A 17,911-nucleotide genomic window follows, 5' to 3' on the forward strand; every position below is an offset into this window, starting at 1 on the left:
AACGGGCCGGCGGACTTATCTGACCCACAGGCTATATCGCCTTAAGTCTTGTCAGCCTCTGCCGGCCCGGCCGCTTCATCAGGACTAACGTCCTGTTTTATTTCGGCTTCGTCAAGATACGAGGTCTCGCATTGTGTACTGATACCTTCAGCGATGCTGAGCCCCGCCGTCTCACGCAAACGAAAAATCCGGCCCCCAATCACTGGAGGCCGAATTATCGCTTCTACGCCGATTCATTAATCGGTACCGCATTCGCCCCCACATGTAGTTCGTCTACAAGCCGCTCGACCTTTCGCGTTGCGTCCGCGATCGACTTGGCCAGCACGTCGCCGCCGGCTTCCTGCCCCTCGATGGCGACGGTGTGAATACGGGTAATACCGATAAACTCAAACGCCGTGGCCAGATGTGCTTCCAGATAGTTCATATGTGCCATCGCTTCGCCTGGGGCCATGTTCGCGCCCCCGCGCGCCGCGAGTACGACCACTTGGCGTTCGCGGTCGGCGAGTCTGGCGACATAAGGGTTGAATGGATCGGTGTCGTCGATATCGACCGTTCGGCCAATCCGTACGACCTGATCCACCCACGCCTTGAGCGGCGCGGGCATGCCGAAGTTATAGAGGGGCGTGCCAATCACCACGATATCCGCGGCGATCAGTTCATCGACCAGCTCGTCGCTTTCGGCCAGCGCTTCTTTCATCCAGGGCTCACGGCGCTCGTCGGGCGTAAAGGCGGACGCCACCCAGTCGTGATTGATGAAAGAGGGCGGGCGTTGCCCTAGATCGCGATAGACGACGGCGTCTTTTGGCCGGTGGGACTGCCACCGGCTGACAAACCGGTGGGACAAATAGCGGCTGTGAGAACCGTGGTGATCGGTACCGGCCAGACCAGGTCGGGCGCTGGCATCCAGATGCAGAATGTGTGACATGAGCGGGCTCCTGTTCTGAACTGCGTTCATCTATGATTGACGACGGATTCAGCGTAGGTCGGGCCCAATGCGCCGAACAAACGATCTTTTTGCGTGCGGATAAATGAGATGAATTCATCCACGAAAAGACGCCGCCTGCCTTCGCTTTCGGCCCTCCGGGCTTTTGAAGCCGCGGCCCGGCATGAAAGCGCCAAGCAGGCGGCGCTGGAACTCTCGGTGACGGCGACGGCGATCAGCCATCAGGTTCGCGGGTTGGAAAAGGCGCTGGGCATGACGCTGTTCGTGCGTAAGCCGAGACAGCTCGAGTTGACCCCGCGCGGGCGCGAGCTTCAGCAGGTTTTGGAATCGTCCTTCGACGCCATCAGCCATGCCATCGAACGGCTGAGCGCCGTCCCCGAGCGCCAAACCGTGACCCTGACGACTACCCCGGTGGTCGCCGTACGCTGGCTACTGCCCTGGATTTACAGGCTGCGCGAGTCCCATCCCGATATCGATCTGCGTATTCATGCGACACACGAGCCCGTGTCGCTGGATGGCTTGACGGCGGATATGGCCATTCGTCACGGCGATGGCCACTGGCCGGGGCTGATCGCCGACAAGCTGTTCGATACCACGCTGATCCCGGCCTGTAGTCCAGGCCTTGCCAAACGCTTGGGCGAGGAGGTGGCCGCCTATCCGTTGATTCACTTTCGGCCCCAAGGCGTTCTGATATCCCCCATGGACTGGCCCGGCTATCAGAAGAAAGCTGAGATGACGGAGTTGAACACCGGCGCCGGGCTGGCGTTCTCGGACGAGAACCACGCCATTGCAGCCGCTGTGGGCGGCCAGGGCATCGTACTGATGAATCGTCAACTCATCGAAGACGAGTTGGCAGACGGGCGTCTGATACAGCCGTTCGGCCCCGAACTCGAAGACCGCGCGTTTTTTCTGGCGTACCCGGAGAACCGCCGCCACGATCCGACGCTTTCAGCCGTCAAGGCATGGGTGATGGCGGTTTCGCAGCAGGCGACTTCGTGACCGGGCTGAAGAAAGCAAGAGCCGAACTCAGAGCTTGAGTTGGCACGCGCAGCGCTTTACCCAGGGGCATGACGATTTTGTTCAGGCTCGGCAACGTTTGTGTAATTCCGGGCAGACTGGGACTTTTGGCACGTAGAGCTCGACTTGGTTGAGGCGCGTAGGAATTAGCCTCGCTTGTTGCGGTTCGGAAAAAGGGGGAGCAAGTGAAGATTATCGGGTCAATGGTTGCGGCACTCGTGCTGACAGGCTGCGCGAGTCTGAATTCGCTGCCGCAGAGCGCTGGGGAAGTGGCGTTCGACGGCGAGCGTGGCAAGACCGGTTGGGCGGAACACCGGAACAACGGCGTGTTCCAGGGGTATGACGGAGATCAGGTCTTCGAGGCTGCGAAAGTGGGGCTCGAGCGCTCGGGCTTCGCGGTGAAGCGGGCTGATCGTGAGCGCGGCATGGTCCTGGGTGAGCATGGGATTACGCTCGTGGACTGGAATGTGGTCGCCGGTGTCTATTTTCAGCAGACAGGCGAGGACACTCGGGTTCATGTGGTGTCCGAAGGCTCCAGGGATGTCGGTTTCGCCGGCGATGCCACGGCAGCGGACTGGCCGGGGAAAATTCTGCTGAATATGCGCGAGTATCTTTACGGGACGCACTGAACCGTGTTCGCGGGTGCGTGATTCGTACCGGACATAGGTAGCGCTTCCCGGCTACGGTTAGGCATCTGGTCGAAAACAGTCGCCGACGCCATGAAAGCAATCATCCCCAAGGGCTTCGGGCCCATCGTACGGCTGGCCGTTGGCGAACGCGCCAAGCCAACGCCGGGCAAGAATGACGTGCTGGTGAAAGTCCACGCGGCGTCGGTGAATCCGAAGGACTGGAAACTCAATTTGTCGCTGGCGCGGGCCGCGCCGCCGGTGGGGCGGCGACTCGTGCCGCCGTTGTTTGGTGACGATCTGGCGGGCGAGGTCGTCGAGGTGGGTGCGAACGTCGCGGGCTTCGAGATCGGCGACCGGGTGTATGGCATGGACATGCGCCTGCGTACCGCGTCGCTTGCGGAGTATGCAGTGATCGACCAGCGGCGAATCGCGCGGATGCCCGCGAATACGGGCTTCGCCGAAGCGGCCGCGGCGCCGCTGGCCGCGCAGACGGCGTTGCAGGCGCTACACAAGGGCCGCGCGGCGGCCGGTTCTGCGGTACTGATCATCGGTGCGTCTGGCGGTGTTGGCACTTACGCGGTTCAGATCGCGAAGCAGCTGGGCTGCCATGTGACCGGCGTATGCAGCACGCGCAATATCGAACGGGTGCGCGCGCTCGGCGCGGATGCGGTGATCGACTACACTGCGGGCGATTACCGGCAGCGCACGCACGAGCCGGCGGGCGTGTTCGACTTGGTGTTCGACGTGACCTCGTTCGAAACGCCGGCCAGTTGTGCCGCGCTGCTGGCGCCCGAAGGCCATTTCGTGTCCACGATGGGCCATGCGCGCGGCATGGCGGGCACGCTGCTCGCGCGCCGACGCAACGCGTCGCTCATTCGCGTGGAGTCCTGGACGGCAGACGTGGAAACGATCGGCGACTGGATGGCGACCGGCGCGGTGCGTTCGATCATCGACAGCACCTTTGGCCTGGCCGAGACCCAGCAGGCCTATGACCGCAACCGCACCGGCCGTGCCCGCGGCAAGATCGTGATCGAGGTAGTGCCGGAACGTTAGTCGCGCTGTCTGTGCGGCGCGGCCAGTGACGGTGATTCGGCGCGGGTCGGTCGCGCAAAGCCAATGCTCGCGCGGCGCAAGCGCCGCGAATACCTCGGCTCAGCCGGGCGGCGGCGTGCGCAATCCGTCGACGAGCACGTCGATTATGGTGGCAACGCGCCGCTGCCAGTCGGGCGCCTCCTGAATGAGACACATGCCGACCACGGCATGCAGCAATTCGCGCGGGGCCAGGTCGTTGCGCAGCAGGCGGTCGGCCACGCAGCGGTCGAGCAGGGCGGCGATGGCATCGACCAGCCGCTCGGATGTGGCCTGGGAGACCGCCGACTTGGTTTGGGCCGTGATCGCCAGCGCCGAGGCCATGCCGGTCTTGGTTGCAACCAGCGCGACGAGCGCGTGCAGCCAGCTGCGCAGGGCGGGCACCGGCTCGTGGGTTTGCCGTAGTTCGCCGGCCATGGTCGCGAGGTGGTCGACCTCGTGTTCGTAGACGGCGGTATAGAGCGCTTCGCGCGAGGGGAAATGGCGATACAGGGTGCCGATGCCCACGCCGGCCTCGCGCGCCACGCCTTGCAGGCTTGCGCGCGCGCCGTCGCTGGCGAAAACCGTTCGCGCGGCGGCCAGCAGGCGTTCGCGATTACGGCGCGCGTCGGCGCGCTGCGGGCGTTCCGGTGGTGTCGTCATCCCCTCGTCACTGGCGTTCGATACAGTGGCTTTGCAAAACGGAGGGTGCCTCCGTATATTCAGCTGCACCGAGAAAACAGCCTGGCGGCGCCGTTTCCCGATCGCAGGTTTCAGGCGCCATCTTACCGGAGGTCGTGCATGGCTTTTTCGATTCAAATGACGCTCAACGGCGATAAACGCCGGGTCGACCTCGACGACCCGCGGGTGACGCTGCTGGATCTGCTGCGCGAGCGGCTCGATCTCACCGGCACCAAGAAAGGCTGCGACCGCGGCCAGTGCGGTGCCTGCACGGTGCTGGTCGACGGCCGGCGCATCAATGCCTGTCTGACGCTCGCGGCCAGCCTCGAAGGCGCCACGGTTGAGACCATCGAAGGCGTGGCCGACGGCACCGAGCTGCACCCGGTGCAGCAGGCGTTCATCGACCACGACGGGTTTCAGTGCGGTTACTGCACGCCGGGCCAGATCATGAGCGCGATCGGGCTGCTGCGCGAAGCACGCGTGCACGGCGACCCGGAGCGCGTACGCGAGCAGATGAGCGGCAACCTGTGCCGTTGCGGCGCCTATGCCGGCATCGTGGAAGCCGTGCTGGACGCCGAACGCCAGCTGGCCGGCAACACCGAGCGGGGTGCCGCATGAAGCCTTTTGACTATCTGCGGCCGGACTCGATCGACGCCGCCGTGGCGGCCGCGCAGGCGCCGGATGCCGTCTTTCTTGCCGGCGGCACCAATCTGCTCGATCTGATGAAGGGCGATGTCATGCGGCCCGCGCGTATCGTCGACATCACGCATCTGCCCGCGTTGAACGGCATCGAGCGCGATGCCGACGGCGGCGCGTGGATCGGCGCGCTGGTGCGCAATGCCGATCTCGCCTTCGACGATACCTTCGCCCACGATTTTCCGGCCGTGGCCGAGGCGCTGCTCTCCGGCGCGTCGCCGCAGTTGCGCAATGCCGCCACCGTGGGCGGCAACCTCATGCAGCGCACCCGTTGTGCCTACTTCCAGAATACGGCCAGCGCCTGTAATCGGCGCGCGCCCGGCAGCGGTTGCGACGCCCTCGACGGGCTGAACGCCAACCATGCGGTGCTCGGCTGGAACAGCGCCTGTATCGCCACCCATCCGTCGGATTTCTGCGTGGCGCTGGCCGCGCTGGATGCCACGGTCGAAATCGCCGGGCCCGAAGGCCGGCGTTCGGTGGCGCTGACCGATTTCCACCGCTTGCCCGGCGACGACCCGGCCGACGAAACCGTACTCGCCCGCGGCGAGCTGATCGTGGGGGTGCGACTGCCGGCCGAAGCCGCGGCGCTGGCCTGGCATTCGCGTTATCTCAAGGTGCGCGAGCGCACCTCGTATGCGTTTGCGCTCGTGTCTGCGGCCGTCGGCCTCGCCATCGATTCGCAGGGCACGATCACCGATGCCCGCATTGCGCTCGGTGGCGTGGCGGCGAAACCCTGGCGGGCACGCGCCGCCGAGGCAGGGCTGATCGGCACGCGCGGCGGCGTCGAAGCCTATGCGGCGGCCGGGCGTGCGGCCTTTGCCGAGGCCCGGCCGTCGGGCGACAACGCCTACAAGATCCGGCTCGGCCAGAACATCGTCGCCCGCGCGCTGGCCCGGGCCGCGGCCGGCACGCCGCGCGAGCTGCCGGCGCTGCCGGGCTCGCCTTTCGCCACCGAAGCGGGGGAACTCGCCCATGTCTGATTTCGCCCCCATCGTCGCGCCGGCCCGCCAGCCGCAGCGCGCCAGTATCGGCCAGCCGCTCAAGCGCCGCGAAGGCGTGGCCAAGGTCACCGGCTCGGCGGTCTACGCTGCCGACAATCATCCCGCGGGCATGCTGTATGCCGTGATGGCGGTGTCGACCATCGCCAACGGCCGGGTGAGCGGTCTCGACGTTGCGGCGGCCAAGGCCCATCCGGGCGTGGTCGAAGTGATGACGCCGGCCAACCGGCCGCCGCTGGCCAAGAACCCGGACGATCGCGACAACCCCTTCATGTTCCGCCTCGACGTGTTGCAGAACGACCGCGTGCGCTATGCCAACCAGCCGATCGCGGTGGTCGTCGCCGAGACGTTCGAAGCCGCCACCGAAGGCGCGGCCCTGCTCGCGCCGACCTACGACGCCGAACCGCCGCAGCTGCACATGAACGCCGACGAGGCCGCCTTCGTGCCCGAATCCGTGGGTCCGGGCGCGCCCACACAGGCCGCAGTGGGCGATGTCGAGGCCGGGCTGGCCTCGGCCAGCCAGCGGCTCGATGCCACCTATGAAACGCCGGATCAGTATCACAACCCCATGGAGCCGCACGCCATCGTGGCCGCCTGGGACGGCGACCGGCTCGTCATCGACAGCCCGAGCCAGGCGATGACCATCGCCCGTGGCCGCTTGGCCGGGCTGTTCGGTATCGCCGCCGACGACATATTCATACGCAGCCCGTTTCTGGGCGGCGGTTTCGGCTGCAAGGGCGCGATGATGAGCCCGCAGGTGCTGGGCGCGCTGGCCGCGCGGCTGGTAAATCGGCCGGTGAAGCTCGTTCCCACCCGGGCGCAGATGTACGGCCCGCTCGGCCATCGCGGCGCCACGCGCCAGACGCTGCGCCTGGGCCTGGACGACACCGGCCGGCTCACCGCGCTGTCGCATCATGCGCGCACCACATCGTCGGTGTTCGACGAGTTCTTCGAGCCGGCCGCCAATATCTCGCACACGCTCTATGCGAGCCCGGCGATTTCGACCAGCCACGATGCCGTGCGCGTGCATACCGGCACGCCCATGTTCATGCGTGGCCCGGGCGAGGCCAGCGGTTCGGTCGCACTGGAATCGGCGATAGACGAGGCCGCCCATGCCTGCGGCATGGACCCGCTGGCGTTTCGGCTGGCGAACTATGCCGAGCAGGAGCCGATCTCCGGCAAACCGTTCTCCTCGAAACGTCTCTACGACTGCTATGCGCAGGCCGCCGAGCGATTCGGCTGGGCGAAGCGCGTGCTCGCCCCGCGTTCCATGCGCGACGAGAACGGCCTGTGCGTCGGCTGGGGTCTGGGTACGGCGACCTTCCCGGTGGTCATGTTCGAGGCCGAGGCGCGGGCGATCATCCGCGCCGACGGAACCGGCGTGGTCGAAACCGGCGCCCAGGACATGGGCCAGGGCGCATGGACCGCGCTCGCCCAGATCGCGGCCGACAGCCTCGCGCTGGAACTGGACCGCACGGTATTCAACGCGGGTGCGTCCGATCTGCCCGACGCCGGTGTGGCCGGCGGCTCCGGGCATACGGCAACGGTGGGCAACGCTATCGACGCCGCCGGGCGCGACGCCATTGCGCGGCTCATCGACATGGCTGTCGACGACGCCGATTCGCCGCTTCACGGCGTGCCTGCCGAACAGGTGGTTGCCCGCTGGGGCCGGCTGCAGGCCGGCGACGATGCGGCGCGCAGCGAAAGCTATGCGGATGTGCTGCGGCGTGCCGGCATGGCCGAAGTCGAAGGCCACGGGCGCGGCCGAGCGGATGCGGACGTGGCCGAACGCTATGCCATGCATGCCCACGGCGCCGTGTTCGCCGAGGTCAAGGTCGACCCCGATCTGGGCCAGATCCGGGTCACGCGTCTGGTGGGTGCCTTCGCGGCCGGGCGGGTGATCAACCCGCGCATGGTCGAAAGTCAGTTCTTCGGCGCCATGATCTGGGGCCTGGGCTTTGCCCTGCACGAAAAGGCCGAGACCGATCCGCGCTCGGGGCGCATCATGAACGCCGATCTGGCCGAATACCGTGTGCCGGTGAACGCCGACGTGGCCGGGATCGAAGCGCTGGTGATCGAAGAGCACGATCCGCACGTCAACGTGCTGGGCATCAAGGGCGTGGGCGAGATCGGCGTGACCGGCACGGCAGGCGCCATCGCCAACGCGGTCTGGCATGCCACCGGCCGGCGTGTGCGCCGCTTCCCCATCGGCGTTGCCGATATGCTCGACGACGACGCGGCCACGGGCTGAGGACCACACCCACACGCCGGCGCTTGCGCGGCGTCAGGCGTGGCGCGCCTCCAGCACCGACACATAGTTCGCCACGGCCGCGCCGCCCATGTTGAAGATCAGGCCCAGTTCGGCGTTCGGCAGCTGCAGCTCGCCGGCCTGGCCGGTGAGTTGGCGGTAGCTGATCGCGTGCATGGACACACCGGTCGCGCCCACGGGGTGCCCCTTGGCCTTGAGGCCGCCGGACAGGTTCACCGGCAGGCGGCCGTCGCGGTAGACACTGCCGTCCTCGATCGCACGCGCGCCCTGGCCCCTGGGCGCGAGGCCCATGGCTTCGTAGGTCAGCAGTTCCGCGATGGTGAAGCAGTCGTGCACTTCGGCGAAGTCGATATCATCGAGCGCCACGCCCGCCTGTGCCAGCGCCATGTCGAAGGCGCGCTCCGGGCCTTCGAAGGCGGCGAAGTCGCGGCCGGCCATGGGCAGGCGATCGCTGACATGCACCGCCGAACGAAAGCGGGCCGACTTCGCGAAACTCGCCGCATTGTCCTCGGTGGTCAGCACCAGGGCCGCGGCGCCGTCGGTGACCAGCGAGCAGTCGGTCAGGCGTAACGGCGGGGCGATTTCCGGGTTCTTGTCGCTAACCTGGCTGCAGGCCTCGAACGAGAATGCCTTCTGCATGTGCGCGAGCGGATTGCGCATCGCGTTCTCGTGATTCTTGGCCGCGATATGCGCCATGGCGTCGAGCGGGCTGCCGTGGCGCTCGCTGTACTGCTGCGCGGCCACGCCGAAGACCTGCGGGAAGCTCAGCTGCTTTTCGTGGTCGTCGTTCTGGTAGCCGGCGCCGGCCAGCGCGCGGGTGACGTCGGCGGTGGCGCGGTGCGTCATCTTCTCTGCCCCCACCACGAGCACGGTCTTCGCCTTGCCGGCGAGGATGGTGTTCATGCCGGCATGGATGGCGGCCGAGCCGGAGGCGCAGGCGTTCTCGGCCCGGCTCGCGGGCTTGAAACGCAGCTCGGGATAGGCCTGGTGGATCAGCGAGGCCGCGAAGCCGTCGCTGACCATGCCGGAATTGAAGTGGCCGAGAAACACCGCGTCGATGTCTTCGGGCGCGATGCCGGCTTCCTCGACCGCCTCGCGGGTGGCCTCGACGATCAACGTCTCGAGGTTGTCTTCCAGCCGGCCGAACCGGGTATGGCCACTGCCGACGATCGAAATGCCCTGATCCATGTTGTCTCTCTCGAATAGGTTGCTGCGACGCCAGGCGGCGCGTGAGTGCGCGGTCCGGAACCGGCGAAGCCGCTATCCGTGTCGCGAACCACCCGCGCGCTGTGCCGGCCACCGCCTGCCCGATATGCGGGCTGCCAGCATAGAGCGTGCGCGGCTGCGATTCGAGGCCTGCTCGCGATCGCCTGCCCGCAGGCGCTAAGCTGCTCTGCCGCAATCCATTCGTGATCTTTTGCCATGCCGACGCGTCGCCGAGTATTGCAGCAGTTGGCCGCGGGTGCGGCGTTGGCGACGATCGGCGTGCCGGCCTTTGCCGCGGACAGGGCCAATGGCGCCGACGATTTCATCGCCGCGATTCGCGATCTCGAGGCGCGACACGGCGGACGGCTGGGCGTGGCGGTACGCGATGCGGCCAACGGGCGCGCCGTGGCCCACCGCGACGACGAACGGTTTCTGATGTGCAGCACGGTGAAGTTGCCGGCCGCGGCAATGATCCTGTCGCGTGTGGATGCCGGCCGTGAATCGCTCGACCGGCATATCGACTACGCCGCCACCGAACTGGTGACCTATTCACCGGCAACCGAACGCCATGTGGCGACCGGCATGACGCTGGGCGCGATTTGCCGCGCGGGCCTCACGCTGAGCGACAACACGGCCGCCAATCTCATGCTCGCGAGCGTTGGCGGGCCGGCGGCGTTAACGGCGTTCCTGCGTTCGCTGGGCGACAACGTCACCCGTTCGGATCGCTATGAAACCGCGCTCAACGAACACGCCCCGGATCGTCTGCAAGACACCACCTCGCCCCGCGTGATGCTCGGGCTGATGCAGCGCGTGTTGCTGGGCGATGGGCTGAGCGCGCCTTCGCAGCGCCAGCTCGTTGCCTGGATGCGCGCCAACGAAACCGGGGATCATCGGCTGCGCGCCGGTTTGCCCGACGCCTGGCGTATCGGCGACAAGACGGGTTCCGGCGGCGACAACACGGCCAACGACATCGCGATCATCCACGCCGGCGTGGGCGCGCCGCTGCTGGTGACGGCTTACTACGCGGGGTCCAACGCAACGAAGACGCAGCGAGATCGCGTGCTGGCGGACGTGGGAAACGCGGTTGCTCGGTGGCACGCGGCGGGTTGAGCCGCAGCACGCGGGCTCGCCCGGCGGCTGCGATCGTGGCTTTAGCCCGTCACCGCCAGCCGGTCTGCCAGGTGTCGTCGTCCTTGAGGGCGCGCCAGGGCAGGGTGCGTTCGTGGTGCGTGAGCACAGCTTCGAGGATCACGTCGGTCACGTTGTCGTCGGCGTCACGCAGCAGCTTTGTAACGAGGAAGTGCTTTTCCTTGTGGGTCGGTGTCACCGCGGTCCACTTGCTGTGGTGCAGCTTGTCGGGGTTTATCGCATTCATGCGCGGTCCGGCTGCCGCTGGTCGTCCACGAGCAGGCCGGGCAGGCGGCGCAGCACCTGTTTGGAAAAGCCCAGCCCCAGATGCGTGCCGCCCACGCGGATATGCTCGACGTCGTCGCTGAAGCGATCGATACAGGCCCGCCAGGCCACCACGCCGTCGGACTCGCTATACAGCGCGCGCACCGGCCGCTGCAGGGGTGTGGTGTAGCGTTCCAGCGTGGCGGCTTCGAGGTCGTCCATCGCCAGTCCACGTTTTTCGTAAACGCGCGCCACCGTGGTGTATTTCGGCCCGCCGACAACCGGGCTGCCGATCGTGACCACGCGCCTGACCAGCGCCGGGCACTCGCGGGCGATCTCGCGCGAGATATAGCCGCCCAGGCTCCAGCCGACCAGCGCGAACGGTTCGCCGACCTGTTTCACGAGGCCCTGCAGCCGTTCGACCACGCGCGGTGCGAGCGCCTGGACGTCGCCGCGGTTCTTGCCCTGTCCCCAGTCCCAGGTGCGAAAACCGCACTGACGCAAATAGCGGCGGATCAGCCACATGGAACCGGGCCCCGCGCCCAGGCCCGGCAGCAGCATCACCGGCTGGCTGCCGCCATCCACGTCGCGCGGCAGGCGCCGCCATTGGTCCGGGTCGAGCAGCAGGCGCGCGGGCGTGAGCAGTTCGTTGACGAACAGGCGCCGCGCCGGCGGCGTCATGCCGGTACCGTAACGGCGCTGGAATTCGGTGGTGTTCATGGGGGTGGGCCGTGATTAGCTAATCGTTTCAGTCTAGTCGATACGGAAGATCGGGCGACTTCGTTTAAGCACGATCCGAATATTTGAAGGATGTCGCCACAGTCCCAAAAAGATGGTTGTCGCTTACTCGTGCTGCTGGGACGCCTTCGTCCCCGGTCTCCGGCACCGCACAGGAGAATCGATTCGAGACGCTAAAATTCCCAATACGACGGCCGTTAATTTTAGAGATTCATCTGGTACAGCGACGACATGATCTCCATTAGCGGCCAATCCTCAATCAGCGTCGTCGCGCAACTTGGAAAAAATAAGCGCGCGCTCAATCAAGCGATTGAACGGCTTTCTAGCGGCCAGAAAATCAACTCAGCCAAGGATGACGCCGCTGGCCAGTCAATTGGCAACCGAATGACGGCCCAGGTTCGCGGTCAACGTCAGGCGGCGCGCAATGCCAACGATGGCATTTCCATGGCGCTTACCGCTGAGGGCGGCCTTTCGCAGATAAACGATCGCCTACAGCGGGTCCGTGAACTTACTGTTCAGGGCATCAACGGCACTCTCAATCTGGGTGACACCGATGTAATCCAACAGGAGATCAATCAAAATCTCAAAGAAATTGACCGGCTCAACGAGCAGGCGAAATTCAACGGTATCAATCTGCTCGATGGCTCTGCCGGTAAGTTAGATATTCAGGTAGGCGCTAATGACGCGGACACCTTGCCGCTAGATCTGGCGCCGCCCGGTTTCAGCGTCGAGGCGCTGGGGCTCAAGGATTTCACGATTGCCGGGCTTACCGAGCCCGTGACGCCCCTTAATGTTGTGACCGGCACGGCTTTCGATATTCCGGTCGTCGACCCGGACACTACGCTGCGCTTCGATAACCTCGCCCTGGGCGATCCGCTATTGGTGGAAAGCAATACGCCGGGTTACCAAAGCGGCCGCTATACGCTCGACCAATCCACCGGCCAGGTGTACGAATCGCGCGTTGTGGCGACGCCTTCGCATGACACGGCGAGTGGTGACAACCGCGTGGAGGTAAGCGTTGGCAATGCGCTTTATGCCGATGTGGAACAAGTCGACGGGATCGATATCGACAGTGCGACCGTCAGCTACCAGAACAGCGTGGCCGATGAGTTCGACAACGGTCGGCTCGTTGCAACTGGGGCGCAATACTTTATCGAGCACGATACGGGTGCGGGTCTCGAATACTTCGCCGCCGATGTTACGACGACACCGCCCGATGAGATTACGGCGAGGGCTCGCGCCAGCACGGGTCTGCAGCCGCCTTCCTTCACGCCGGTCGAGAGCGTGAACGGCGAGTCGACCATCACGTTGGATCCGCGCAATGTCACGGTCAACTATACCGATCACGAGGGCAATCGCTTCGAGGATGCGCTGCGTCAGGACGATGAGGGTAATTATTTTCTCAAGGCCTCCGCGGGCGACGGAGACACGCCGGGCTATCGGTCTGCCACGCTGGTCGAGAGTGAGAGCATGGGTACGCTGCTCAAGACACGTCGGGGCAGTGGCGATCTGGTGATCTACTACCAAATGCGTCAGGACTCGGCGACGACTGATGTGCCTGCAGACCAAAGCGTCGTCGAACTGCGCGAAGTAGATCCGGAGATTCGTATCAAGGACCCGTTGGACCCGCTTGCCACGCTCGACCGCGCGATCGCCCGGATCGATGCTAAACGCGGTCAACTCGGCGCAACTCAGAACCGTCTTGCGTCGGCGGTAGAGCAACAGGGAGAGATGTCCCGGAATCTCGTCGCTGCTCGGTCACGCATTCTGGATGCAGACTATGCCCAGGAAGCCTCACGGGTTACCCAAGCTCAGATTCTTCAGCAGGCCGGTACTGCCGTATTGGCCCAGGCAAATCAGGCCCTCGATAGTGTACTCGCGCTCCTAGAATAAATCTGCGGCTATGCGCCTGCGTACCCAAATCCGCAATCAAGCAAGTCGCCTTGCGCTGGCTTGAAGTCTGGCACCCGAGAAAAAGTGATCGCGATCATGCCGCAGCAGCTCGGACGTTAGCCAAGGGTGTAGCCCTTTCGCGGGCGCGATCCACCGAGCCCTCGATCCGCCGGTAGGCATGCGGCAACAACCGGCGGGCGAGGCGGTTGACCGGTTTCTCCACGGCCGTCGGCAGACGAATGCCCAACGGGTTGCTTTCGGTGATGCTGGGATCGCCGATCTCGCGGCTGCCCGTGATGTAGTCGAGCCACGGGCGGGTGACGCACCAATTGGCGTTCTGGTCGTGGCCCATGTGGTGGTCGTAGTGCCAGGGCGCGTGGCGGCCCCATTCCGCGTCGATATGTGCCTTTGCATGCACGCGGTAATAGCACCAGGCGGCTTAGTAGGTGCCCAGCGTGAAGAGTGTTGCGACTGGCACGGCGAGGGTGGTTGCCGCACACAGACCGAGCAGCCAGCTCTTTGCGAAATAGACCTCGGCGTTGCGCCACATCGAATGTTGCTAGCCGTGGTCGGTAAAGGCATTGAGCCGGACGCGCTTTTAGTGGCGGGTATGGCTGGAGAACGGGCTTTCATGAAAACGGCGCGGGTATTTGCGCAGGATCTTCTTGTGTGCGTACCACTCGAAAGCGTTGGCGGCGAGAACGCCGATGGGAAAGCCGATCATGCGCGAGCTACTCGATATTCTTTTTATCGATCGCTTTTGGCGTATGTACGAACGGCGTGGTGCGATGCCGCTATCGTTTGTGGGTCATTCGAACGCGGGCAACAGACGGGGACTCAACGAACGCTGCGCAGCAGGTCGGAGACTACCCGTTCGAGCTGTACCAGCGAGCCGCATTCGTTGGTCTGATGACAGTGGGCGCGGTAGCGGCCCATGACCGAATCGCCGGTGTCCCAGCTTACCTTCGGCTCGGGGTTGAGCCAGATCACGCGGCGGCTGCGGTCGTATATCTTGCGCAGCAGGTCGGTGCGCGGGTTGGCTTCGTTGTTGCGGGCGTCGCCGAGGATGAGCACGGTCGTGCGCCGGTCGATATCGGCCAGCGCGAGCCGTTCGAAATCCGCCAGGGCGTGGCCGTAGTCGCTGCTGCCCTGGCCGTGTTCGGCGAGTGTGCGCCGGATCGCTTCGTCCAGGTCGTGCTGCTTGAACAGATCGGTGACTTCGGCCAGGTCCGAGCAGAAGGCGAAGGCGCGCACCTGCGGCAGCACGTCGCCGAGGCTGTAAAGAAACATGAGCATGAAACGCGCATAGAGCGCGACCGAGCCGGAGACGTCGCAGATCGCGAACACCTTCGGCTTGTCGATGCGTTTCGACTGCCAGGCGAGTTCGATCATGTTCGCGTCGTGGCGCATGTTCCGGCGGATCATGCGCGGTACGTCGAGGCGCCCGCGTTTGGTCACGCGGCGCTTGCGCGAGTGGGCGGCGACGAGTTGCCGGGCCATACGTTCGATCGCACGACGCATGAGCGGGTCGTTGCGGCGCGAGACGTTGGCCAGCCGCGCGCTGCGCAGCATGTCCTCGCGCAGGCGTTCGCCCTGGGCATCGGCATGGAGCAGGAACTGGCTTTCGACGTGGTCGCGAATCTGCGCGCGCAGGCGGTCGTAGCGGCCGCGCAGCTCGCCGGCCAGCCGCCGGTCGGGCGCGGCGCCAGCGCTTTCCAGCGTGCCGATCTCGTCGATCAGTTCGGCCCGGCCGAGGTCATCCAGAATACGGCGCGTATACAGGCCCTGCTGGGTGAAGACCTTGATGTTTTCCAGCTGATTGGCGCGCGCGGCGCGCGAGATCGCCATCGACAGGGCGGTGCGATCGTCGGCCATGAGCATGCGCCCGAGCGGCGAGGCGGGCGCGCTGATGGGCTGTGGCGCGTGCTGCGTGGGCGTGGGCTGATTCACTCCGCTTTCTGCGGATTCAGAGCCGTCGCTGTCTTCACGATTGTTACTACCGCCGCCGCCCTGGCTTTCGGATTCGCCCTCGCCGGGGGCGGCCGCGTCGCTTGCCGCCGGTGGCGCGCCGTTGGCGGCATCGAGCGGCTCATCGTCGGTTTTGTCGGTGGCCGGGCGGTTGGCGCCGCTTTCGAAATCGTCGAAATGAAAGAACTGGTCGAAGCAGGCGTCGAAGGCCGCATGCTCGTCGGCGCTCTTGCTCAGCACCGCGCCGAGGGCGTCCTTGAAGCGCTGGCGATCGGCCCAGCCGACCATCTCGGCGGCGCGAAAAGCGTCCAGCGTTTCGGCGGTGGACACGCGCACGTCTGCCATGCGCAGCGCGCGCACGAAGTTGGCCAGCGTGCGTTCCACGCGGCTAACCGCCGGCGGCGCGCCGGGTGAGGTAGGGCAGCTGGGCCTCGACGCTGTCGACATCGTCCTGGAACTTGAGCAGGACGTTGAGCGTTTCGCGGATCCAGTCGTCGTCGAGCGCGTCGATATGCAGCAGCAACAGCGTGCGCGCCCAGTCGATGGTTTCGCTGATGGCCGGCGCCTTGCGCAGATCCATCTCGCGCAGCGCCTGCACGAAAGCGACCAGCTGGCGCCGCAGTTCGAGCGTGATTTCCGGCACCTTGGCCTGGATGATTTGTTGTTCCAGCGCCGCATCCGGATAGGGAATGTACAGATGCAGGCAACGACGCTTGAGCGCGTCCGAGACCTCGCGGCTGTTGTTGGAGGTGAGAAACACGATTGGCGGCTGGCCGGACGCCGCGATGGTGCCGATTTCGGGAATGGTGACCTGGTAATCCGAGAGCATTTCCAGCAGCAGGGATTCGAACTCCTCGTCGGATTTGTCGATCTCGTCGATCAGCAGCACGCTGCCCTCGGCTTCGCGCAGCGCCTTCAACAACGGCCGCGGTTCGAGGAACTGCTCGGAGAAAAAGATATCGCCGTACTCATGCAAGCGTTCCACCGACTGGCGCAGGCCCTTGGCGCCGCCGAGCGCATCGTCGAGCTGTTCCTTGAGCACCTGGATATAGAGCAGCTGCTTGCCGTATTTCCACTCGTAGAGCGCCTTGGCCTCGTCGAGACCTTCATAGCACTGCAGGCGGATCAGCGGCAGGCCGAGCATGCGGGCCGCGGTCTTGGCCAGCTCGGTCTTGCCGACGCCGGGCGGGCCTTCCACCAGCACCGGCTTGCGCAGCTGATAGGCGAGATAGACCACGGTCGCGATCCGGCTGGAGCCGACATAACGATGGCGTTCGAGCGCGGCCCGGACGGCATCGACATTCGCCATGGTCTCGGCGGCATTCGGTACGAGGGGCTCGGTCACAGCGGCTCCGATTGAAAACGATGTCGTCACGTTGGAGACGCCCGCCATCATAGCTGCCCCCGGCACCAACGTCCCGACAGCCGGCATACGGCACGTCGCCGCTGAGATTGCGCCGGAAATGCTCTAGGCTGAGCACCTGTTCGCAGTCCGGCAGAGCGCCCATGTCCTTGTTCAGCGGTCTATCGGCGTTTCCGATCACGCCCTGTGATGACGCCGGCCAGCTCGATATCGACGCCTTGCAGCGTCTGCTCGCCCGCCTGACCGAGGCGGGTGTCGACTCGATCGGCCTGCTCGGCAGCACGGGCTCCTATCCCTATCTCACGCGGGCACAGCGCCGGCAGGCGGTCGCGGCCGCTGTCGAGGTGACCCGCGATCGCGTGCCGCTGCTGGTGGGCGTGGGTGCGCTGCGAACCGACGAGGCGGTGTCTCTGGCGGCCGATGCGCGCGCCGCGGGCGCCGATGCGCTGCTGCTGGCACCGGTGGCCTATATCCCGCTGTTCGAGGACGAGGTCTTCGAACATTACGCGTGCGTTGCGGGCGCGACCGATCTGCCGCTGTGCGTGTACAACAACCCGGCGACGACCGGCTTCACTTTCAGCCCGGCGTTGCTCGGCCGTCTGAGCCGGGTGCCGAACATCCGTGCCGCCAAGAACCCGGCCGCCCCGGCCGGCGAGATGGCGGCGGCGCACGAGGCGTTTTCGCGTGCCGCGGGGGCCGATTTCTCGCTCGGCTATAGCGGTGACTGGCATGCGACCGAAGCGTTGATTGCCGGCGGTAGCGCCTGGTATTCGGTCGCGGCCGGGCTGTTTCCGGAACCTTGCCTGCGGATCGTGCGCGCCGTGCAGGCCGGCGACTACGAACAAGCGCGTCGGCTGAATACGGCACTCGAGCCGCTCTGGGCGCTGTTTCGCGCCCACAGCAGTTATCGGGTCATTCACGCGGCTGCGCAGGCGATGGGCATTACCAACGCCCGGCCACCGCGGCCGATTATGCCGTTGCCCGAGAGGGTTCGTGACGATATTCGCGCGGTACTGGAGCAGCTGGCGTCGCGGTCCATCACGCGGTGAC

18 protein-coding genes are annotated in these 17,911 nt (G+C 65.5%); 9 read left to right on the forward strand and 9 right to left on the reverse strand.

Annotation, left to right across the window (positions count from 1 at the left end; translation table 11 throughout):
• Positions 1-223 precede the first annotated feature (223 nt).
• Entirely contained in the window at positions 224-925 is a 702-nt protein-coding gene (locus tag J7355_RS14525) for an NAD(P)H-dependent oxidoreductase (protein ID WP_209063939.1), read from the reverse strand.
• A 108-nt stretch (positions 926-1,033) separates the two neighbouring features.
• Here J7355_RS14525 and J7355_RS14530 point away from each other — a divergent pair, with 108 nt between their 5' ends.
• The 3 genes from J7355_RS14530 to J7355_RS14540 all read left to right on the forward strand — a co-directional run bounded on the left by J7355_RS14530 (position 1,034) and on the right by J7355_RS14540 (position 3,642).
• Positions 1,034-1,942, forward strand: coding sequence for a LysR substrate-binding domain-containing protein (locus J7355_RS14530; RefSeq protein WP_209063940.1), 909 nt, complete (start codon positions 1,034-1,036; stop codon positions 1,940-1,942).
• A gap of 203 nt (positions 1,943-2,145) precedes the next feature.
• Positions 2,146-2,589 carry a hypothetical protein gene (locus tag J7355_RS14535; RefSeq protein ID WP_209063942.1) on the forward strand — a complete coding sequence of 148 codons (444 nt, stop codon included), beginning with the start codon at positions 2,146-2,148 and terminating at the stop codon, positions 2,587-2,589.
• Between the two features lie 90 nt (positions 2,590-2,679).
• Complete coding sequence (locus J7355_RS14540) at positions 2,680-3,642, forward strand: NAD(P)-dependent alcohol dehydrogenase (RefSeq protein ID WP_209063944.1); 963 nt, start codon at positions 2,680-2,682, stop codon at positions 3,640-3,642.
• Between the two features lie 99 nt (positions 3,643-3,741).
• On the opposite strand, the gene J7355_RS14545 is transcribed toward J7355_RS14540, so the two are convergent.
• Positions 3,742-4,320 (reverse strand): TetR/AcrR family transcriptional regulator, encoded by a 579-nt coding sequence (locus tag J7355_RS14545; protein WP_209063946.1) that lies wholly within the window; start codon positions 4,318-4,320, stop codon positions 3,742-3,744.
• A 138-nt stretch (positions 4,321-4,458) separates the two neighbouring features.
• On the opposite strand from J7355_RS14545, the gene J7355_RS14550 reads away from it, so the two are divergent.
• Genes J7355_RS14550 through J7355_RS14560 form a run of 3 tightly spaced genes read left to right on the forward strand, consistent with a single transcriptional unit; the run spans position 4,459 to position 8,283 of the window.
• Complete coding sequence (locus tag J7355_RS14550; RefSeq protein ID WP_209063948.1) at positions 4,459-4,956, forward strand: (2Fe-2S)-binding protein; 498 nt, start codon at positions 4,459-4,461, stop codon at positions 4,954-4,956.
• Positions 4,953-6,014: a xanthine dehydrogenase family protein subunit M gene (locus J7355_RS14555; protein ID WP_209063950.1), complete on the forward strand. Its 1,062-nt coding sequence runs from the start codon at positions 4,953-4,955 to the stop codon at positions 6,012-6,014. The genes J7355_RS14550 and J7355_RS14555 overlap by 4 nt, the downstream gene beginning before the upstream one ends.
• Complete coding sequence (locus tag J7355_RS14560) at positions 6,007-8,283, forward strand: xanthine dehydrogenase family protein molybdopterin-binding subunit (RefSeq protein ID WP_209063952.1); 2,277 nt, start codon at positions 6,007-6,009, stop codon at positions 8,281-8,283. Before J7355_RS14555 ends, J7355_RS14560 begins: the two co-directional genes overlap by 8 nt.
• A 33-nt stretch (positions 8,284-8,316) precedes the next feature.
• On the opposite strand, the gene J7355_RS14565 is transcribed toward J7355_RS14560, so the two are convergent.
• Positions 8,317-9,489, reverse strand: coding sequence for an acetyl-CoA acetyltransferase (locus tag J7355_RS14565; RefSeq protein WP_209063954.1), 1,173 nt, complete (start codon positions 9,487-9,489; stop codon positions 8,317-8,319).
• Between the two features lie 234 nt (positions 9,490-9,723).
• On the opposite strand from J7355_RS14565, the gene bla reads away from it, so the two are divergent.
• A complete protein-coding gene (bla, locus tag J7355_RS14570; RefSeq protein WP_209063956.1) occupies positions 9,724-10,617 on the forward strand; it encodes a class A beta-lactamase in 894 nt (297 codons plus the stop codon).
• 49 nt (positions 10,618-10,666) lie between these two features.
• Here bla and J7355_RS14575 read toward each other — a convergent pair whose 3' ends face one another.
• Together J7355_RS14575 and J7355_RS14580 are read right to left on the reverse strand one after the other, a co-directional pair.
• Entirely contained in the window at positions 10,667-10,882 is a 216-nt protein-coding gene (locus tag J7355_RS14575; RefSeq protein WP_209063958.1) for a TIGR02450 family Trp-rich protein, read from the reverse strand.
• The gene (locus tag J7355_RS14580) at positions 10,879-11,619 is read right to left on the reverse strand and encodes an alpha/beta hydrolase (RefSeq protein ID WP_209063960.1); all 741 of its coding nucleotides are present in this window, start codon (positions 11,617-11,619) and stop codon (positions 10,879-10,881) included. Before J7355_RS14580 ends, J7355_RS14575 begins: the two co-directional genes overlap by 4 nt.
• A gap of 249 nt (positions 11,620-11,868) precedes the next feature.
• Between J7355_RS14580 and J7355_RS14585 the strand changes: the two genes are divergently transcribed.
• Complete coding sequence (locus J7355_RS14585) at positions 11,869-13,530, forward strand: flagellin (RefSeq protein ID WP_209063962.1); 1,662 nt, start codon at positions 11,869-11,871, stop codon at positions 13,528-13,530.
• Between the two features lie 94 nt (positions 13,531-13,624).
• Here J7355_RS14585 and J7355_RS14590 read toward each other — a convergent pair whose 3' ends face one another.
• From J7355_RS14590 to J7355_RS14600, 4 genes are all read right to left on the reverse strand, one after another.
• Positions 13,625-13,948 carry a hypothetical protein gene (locus J7355_RS14590; RefSeq protein WP_209063964.1) on the reverse strand — a complete coding sequence of 108 codons (324 nt, stop codon included), beginning with the start codon at positions 13,946-13,948 and terminating at the stop codon, positions 13,625-13,627.
• 180 nt (positions 13,949-14,128) lie between these two features.
• Positions 14,129-14,254 carry a hypothetical protein gene (locus tag J7355_RS17920; RefSeq protein ID WP_280637629.1) on the reverse strand — a complete coding sequence of 42 codons (126 nt, stop codon included), beginning with the start codon at positions 14,252-14,254 and terminating at the stop codon, positions 14,129-14,131.
• Positions 14,255-14,367: 113 nt separating this feature from the next.
• Positions 14,368-15,882 (reverse strand): VWA domain-containing protein, encoded by a 1,515-nt coding sequence (locus tag J7355_RS18070; RefSeq protein ID WP_209063966.1) that lies wholly within the window; start codon positions 15,880-15,882, stop codon positions 14,368-14,370.
• Positions 15,883-15,886: 4 nt separating this feature from the next.
• The gene (locus J7355_RS14600) at positions 15,887-16,807 is read right to left on the reverse strand and encodes a MoxR family ATPase (protein ID WP_209064060.1); all 921 of its coding nucleotides are present in this window, start codon (positions 16,805-16,807) and stop codon (positions 15,887-15,889) included.
• Positions 16,808-17,004: 197 nt separating this feature from the next.
• Between J7355_RS14600 and J7355_RS14605 the strand changes: the two genes are divergently transcribed.
• Positions 17,005-17,910: a dihydrodipicolinate synthase family protein gene (locus J7355_RS14605; protein ID WP_209063968.1), complete on the forward strand. Its 906-nt coding sequence runs from the start codon at positions 17,005-17,007 to the stop codon at positions 17,908-17,910.
• Position 17,911 lies beyond the last annotated feature (1 nt).

The sequence above is a fragment of the Endozoicomonas sp. G2_2 genome (genome assembly GCF_017744135.1).
Taxonomy (GTDB): domain Bacteria; phylum Pseudomonadota; class Gammaproteobacteria; order Nevskiales; family Salinisphaeraceae; genus Salinisphaera.

Excerpts from the sequence above, each read along its gene's own strand:
- J7355_RS14550 (WP_209063948.1), top strand. The coding sequence starts at position 4,459 with ATGGCTTTTTCGATTCAAATGACGCTCAACGGCGATAAACGCCGGGTC.
- J7355_RS14540 (WP_209063944.1), top strand. The coding sequence starts at position 2,680 with ATGAAAGCAATCATCCCCAAGGGCTTCGGGCCCATCGTACGGCTGGCC.
- J7355_RS14600 (WP_209064060.1), bottom strand. The coding sequence starts at position 16,807 with ATGGCGAATGTCGATGCCGTCCGGGCCGCGCTCGAACGCCATCGTTAT.
- J7355_RS14580 (WP_209063960.1), bottom strand. The coding sequence starts at position 11,619 with ATGAACACCACCGAATTCCAGCGCCGTTACGGTACCGGCATGACGCCG.
- bla (WP_209063956.1), top strand. The coding sequence starts at position 9,724 with ATGCCGACGCGTCGCCGAGTATTGCAGCAGTTGGCCGCGGGTGCGGCG.
- J7355_RS14565 (WP_209063954.1), bottom strand. The coding sequence starts at position 9,489 with ATGGATCAGGGCATTTCGATCGTCGGCAGTGGCCATACCCGGTTCGGC.
- J7355_RS14530 (WP_209063940.1), top strand. The coding sequence starts at position 1,034 with ATGAATTCATCCACGAAAAGACGCCGCCTGCCTTCGCTTTCGGCCCTC.
- J7355_RS14585 (WP_209063962.1), top strand. The coding sequence starts at position 11,869 with ATGATCTCCATTAGCGGCCAATCCTCAATCAGCGTCGTCGCGCAACTT.
- J7355_RS14555 (WP_209063950.1), top strand. The coding sequence starts at position 4,953 with ATGAAGCCTTTTGACTATCTGCGGCCGGACTCGATCGACGCCGCCGTG.
- J7355_RS17920 (WP_280637629.1), bottom strand. The coding sequence starts at position 14,254 with ATGATCGGCTTTCCCATCGGCGTTCTCGCCGCCAACGCTTTCGAGTGG.
- J7355_RS14560 (WP_209063952.1), top strand. The coding sequence starts at position 6,007 with ATGTCTGATTTCGCCCCCATCGTCGCGCCGGCCCGCCAGCCGCAGCGC.
- J7355_RS14575 (WP_209063958.1), bottom strand. The coding sequence starts at position 10,882 with ATGAATGCGATAAACCCCGACAAGCTGCACCACAGCAAGTGGACCGCG.
- J7355_RS14605 (WP_209063968.1), top strand. The coding sequence starts at position 17,005 with ATGTCCTTGTTCAGCGGTCTATCGGCGTTTCCGATCACGCCCTGTGAT.
- J7355_RS14545 (WP_209063946.1), bottom strand. The coding sequence starts at position 4,320 with ATGACGACACCACCGGAACGCCCGCAGCGCGCCGACGCGCGCCGTAAT.
- J7355_RS14525 (WP_209063939.1), bottom strand. The coding sequence starts at position 925 with ATGTCACACATTCTGCATCTGGATGCCAGCGCCCGACCTGGTCTGGCC.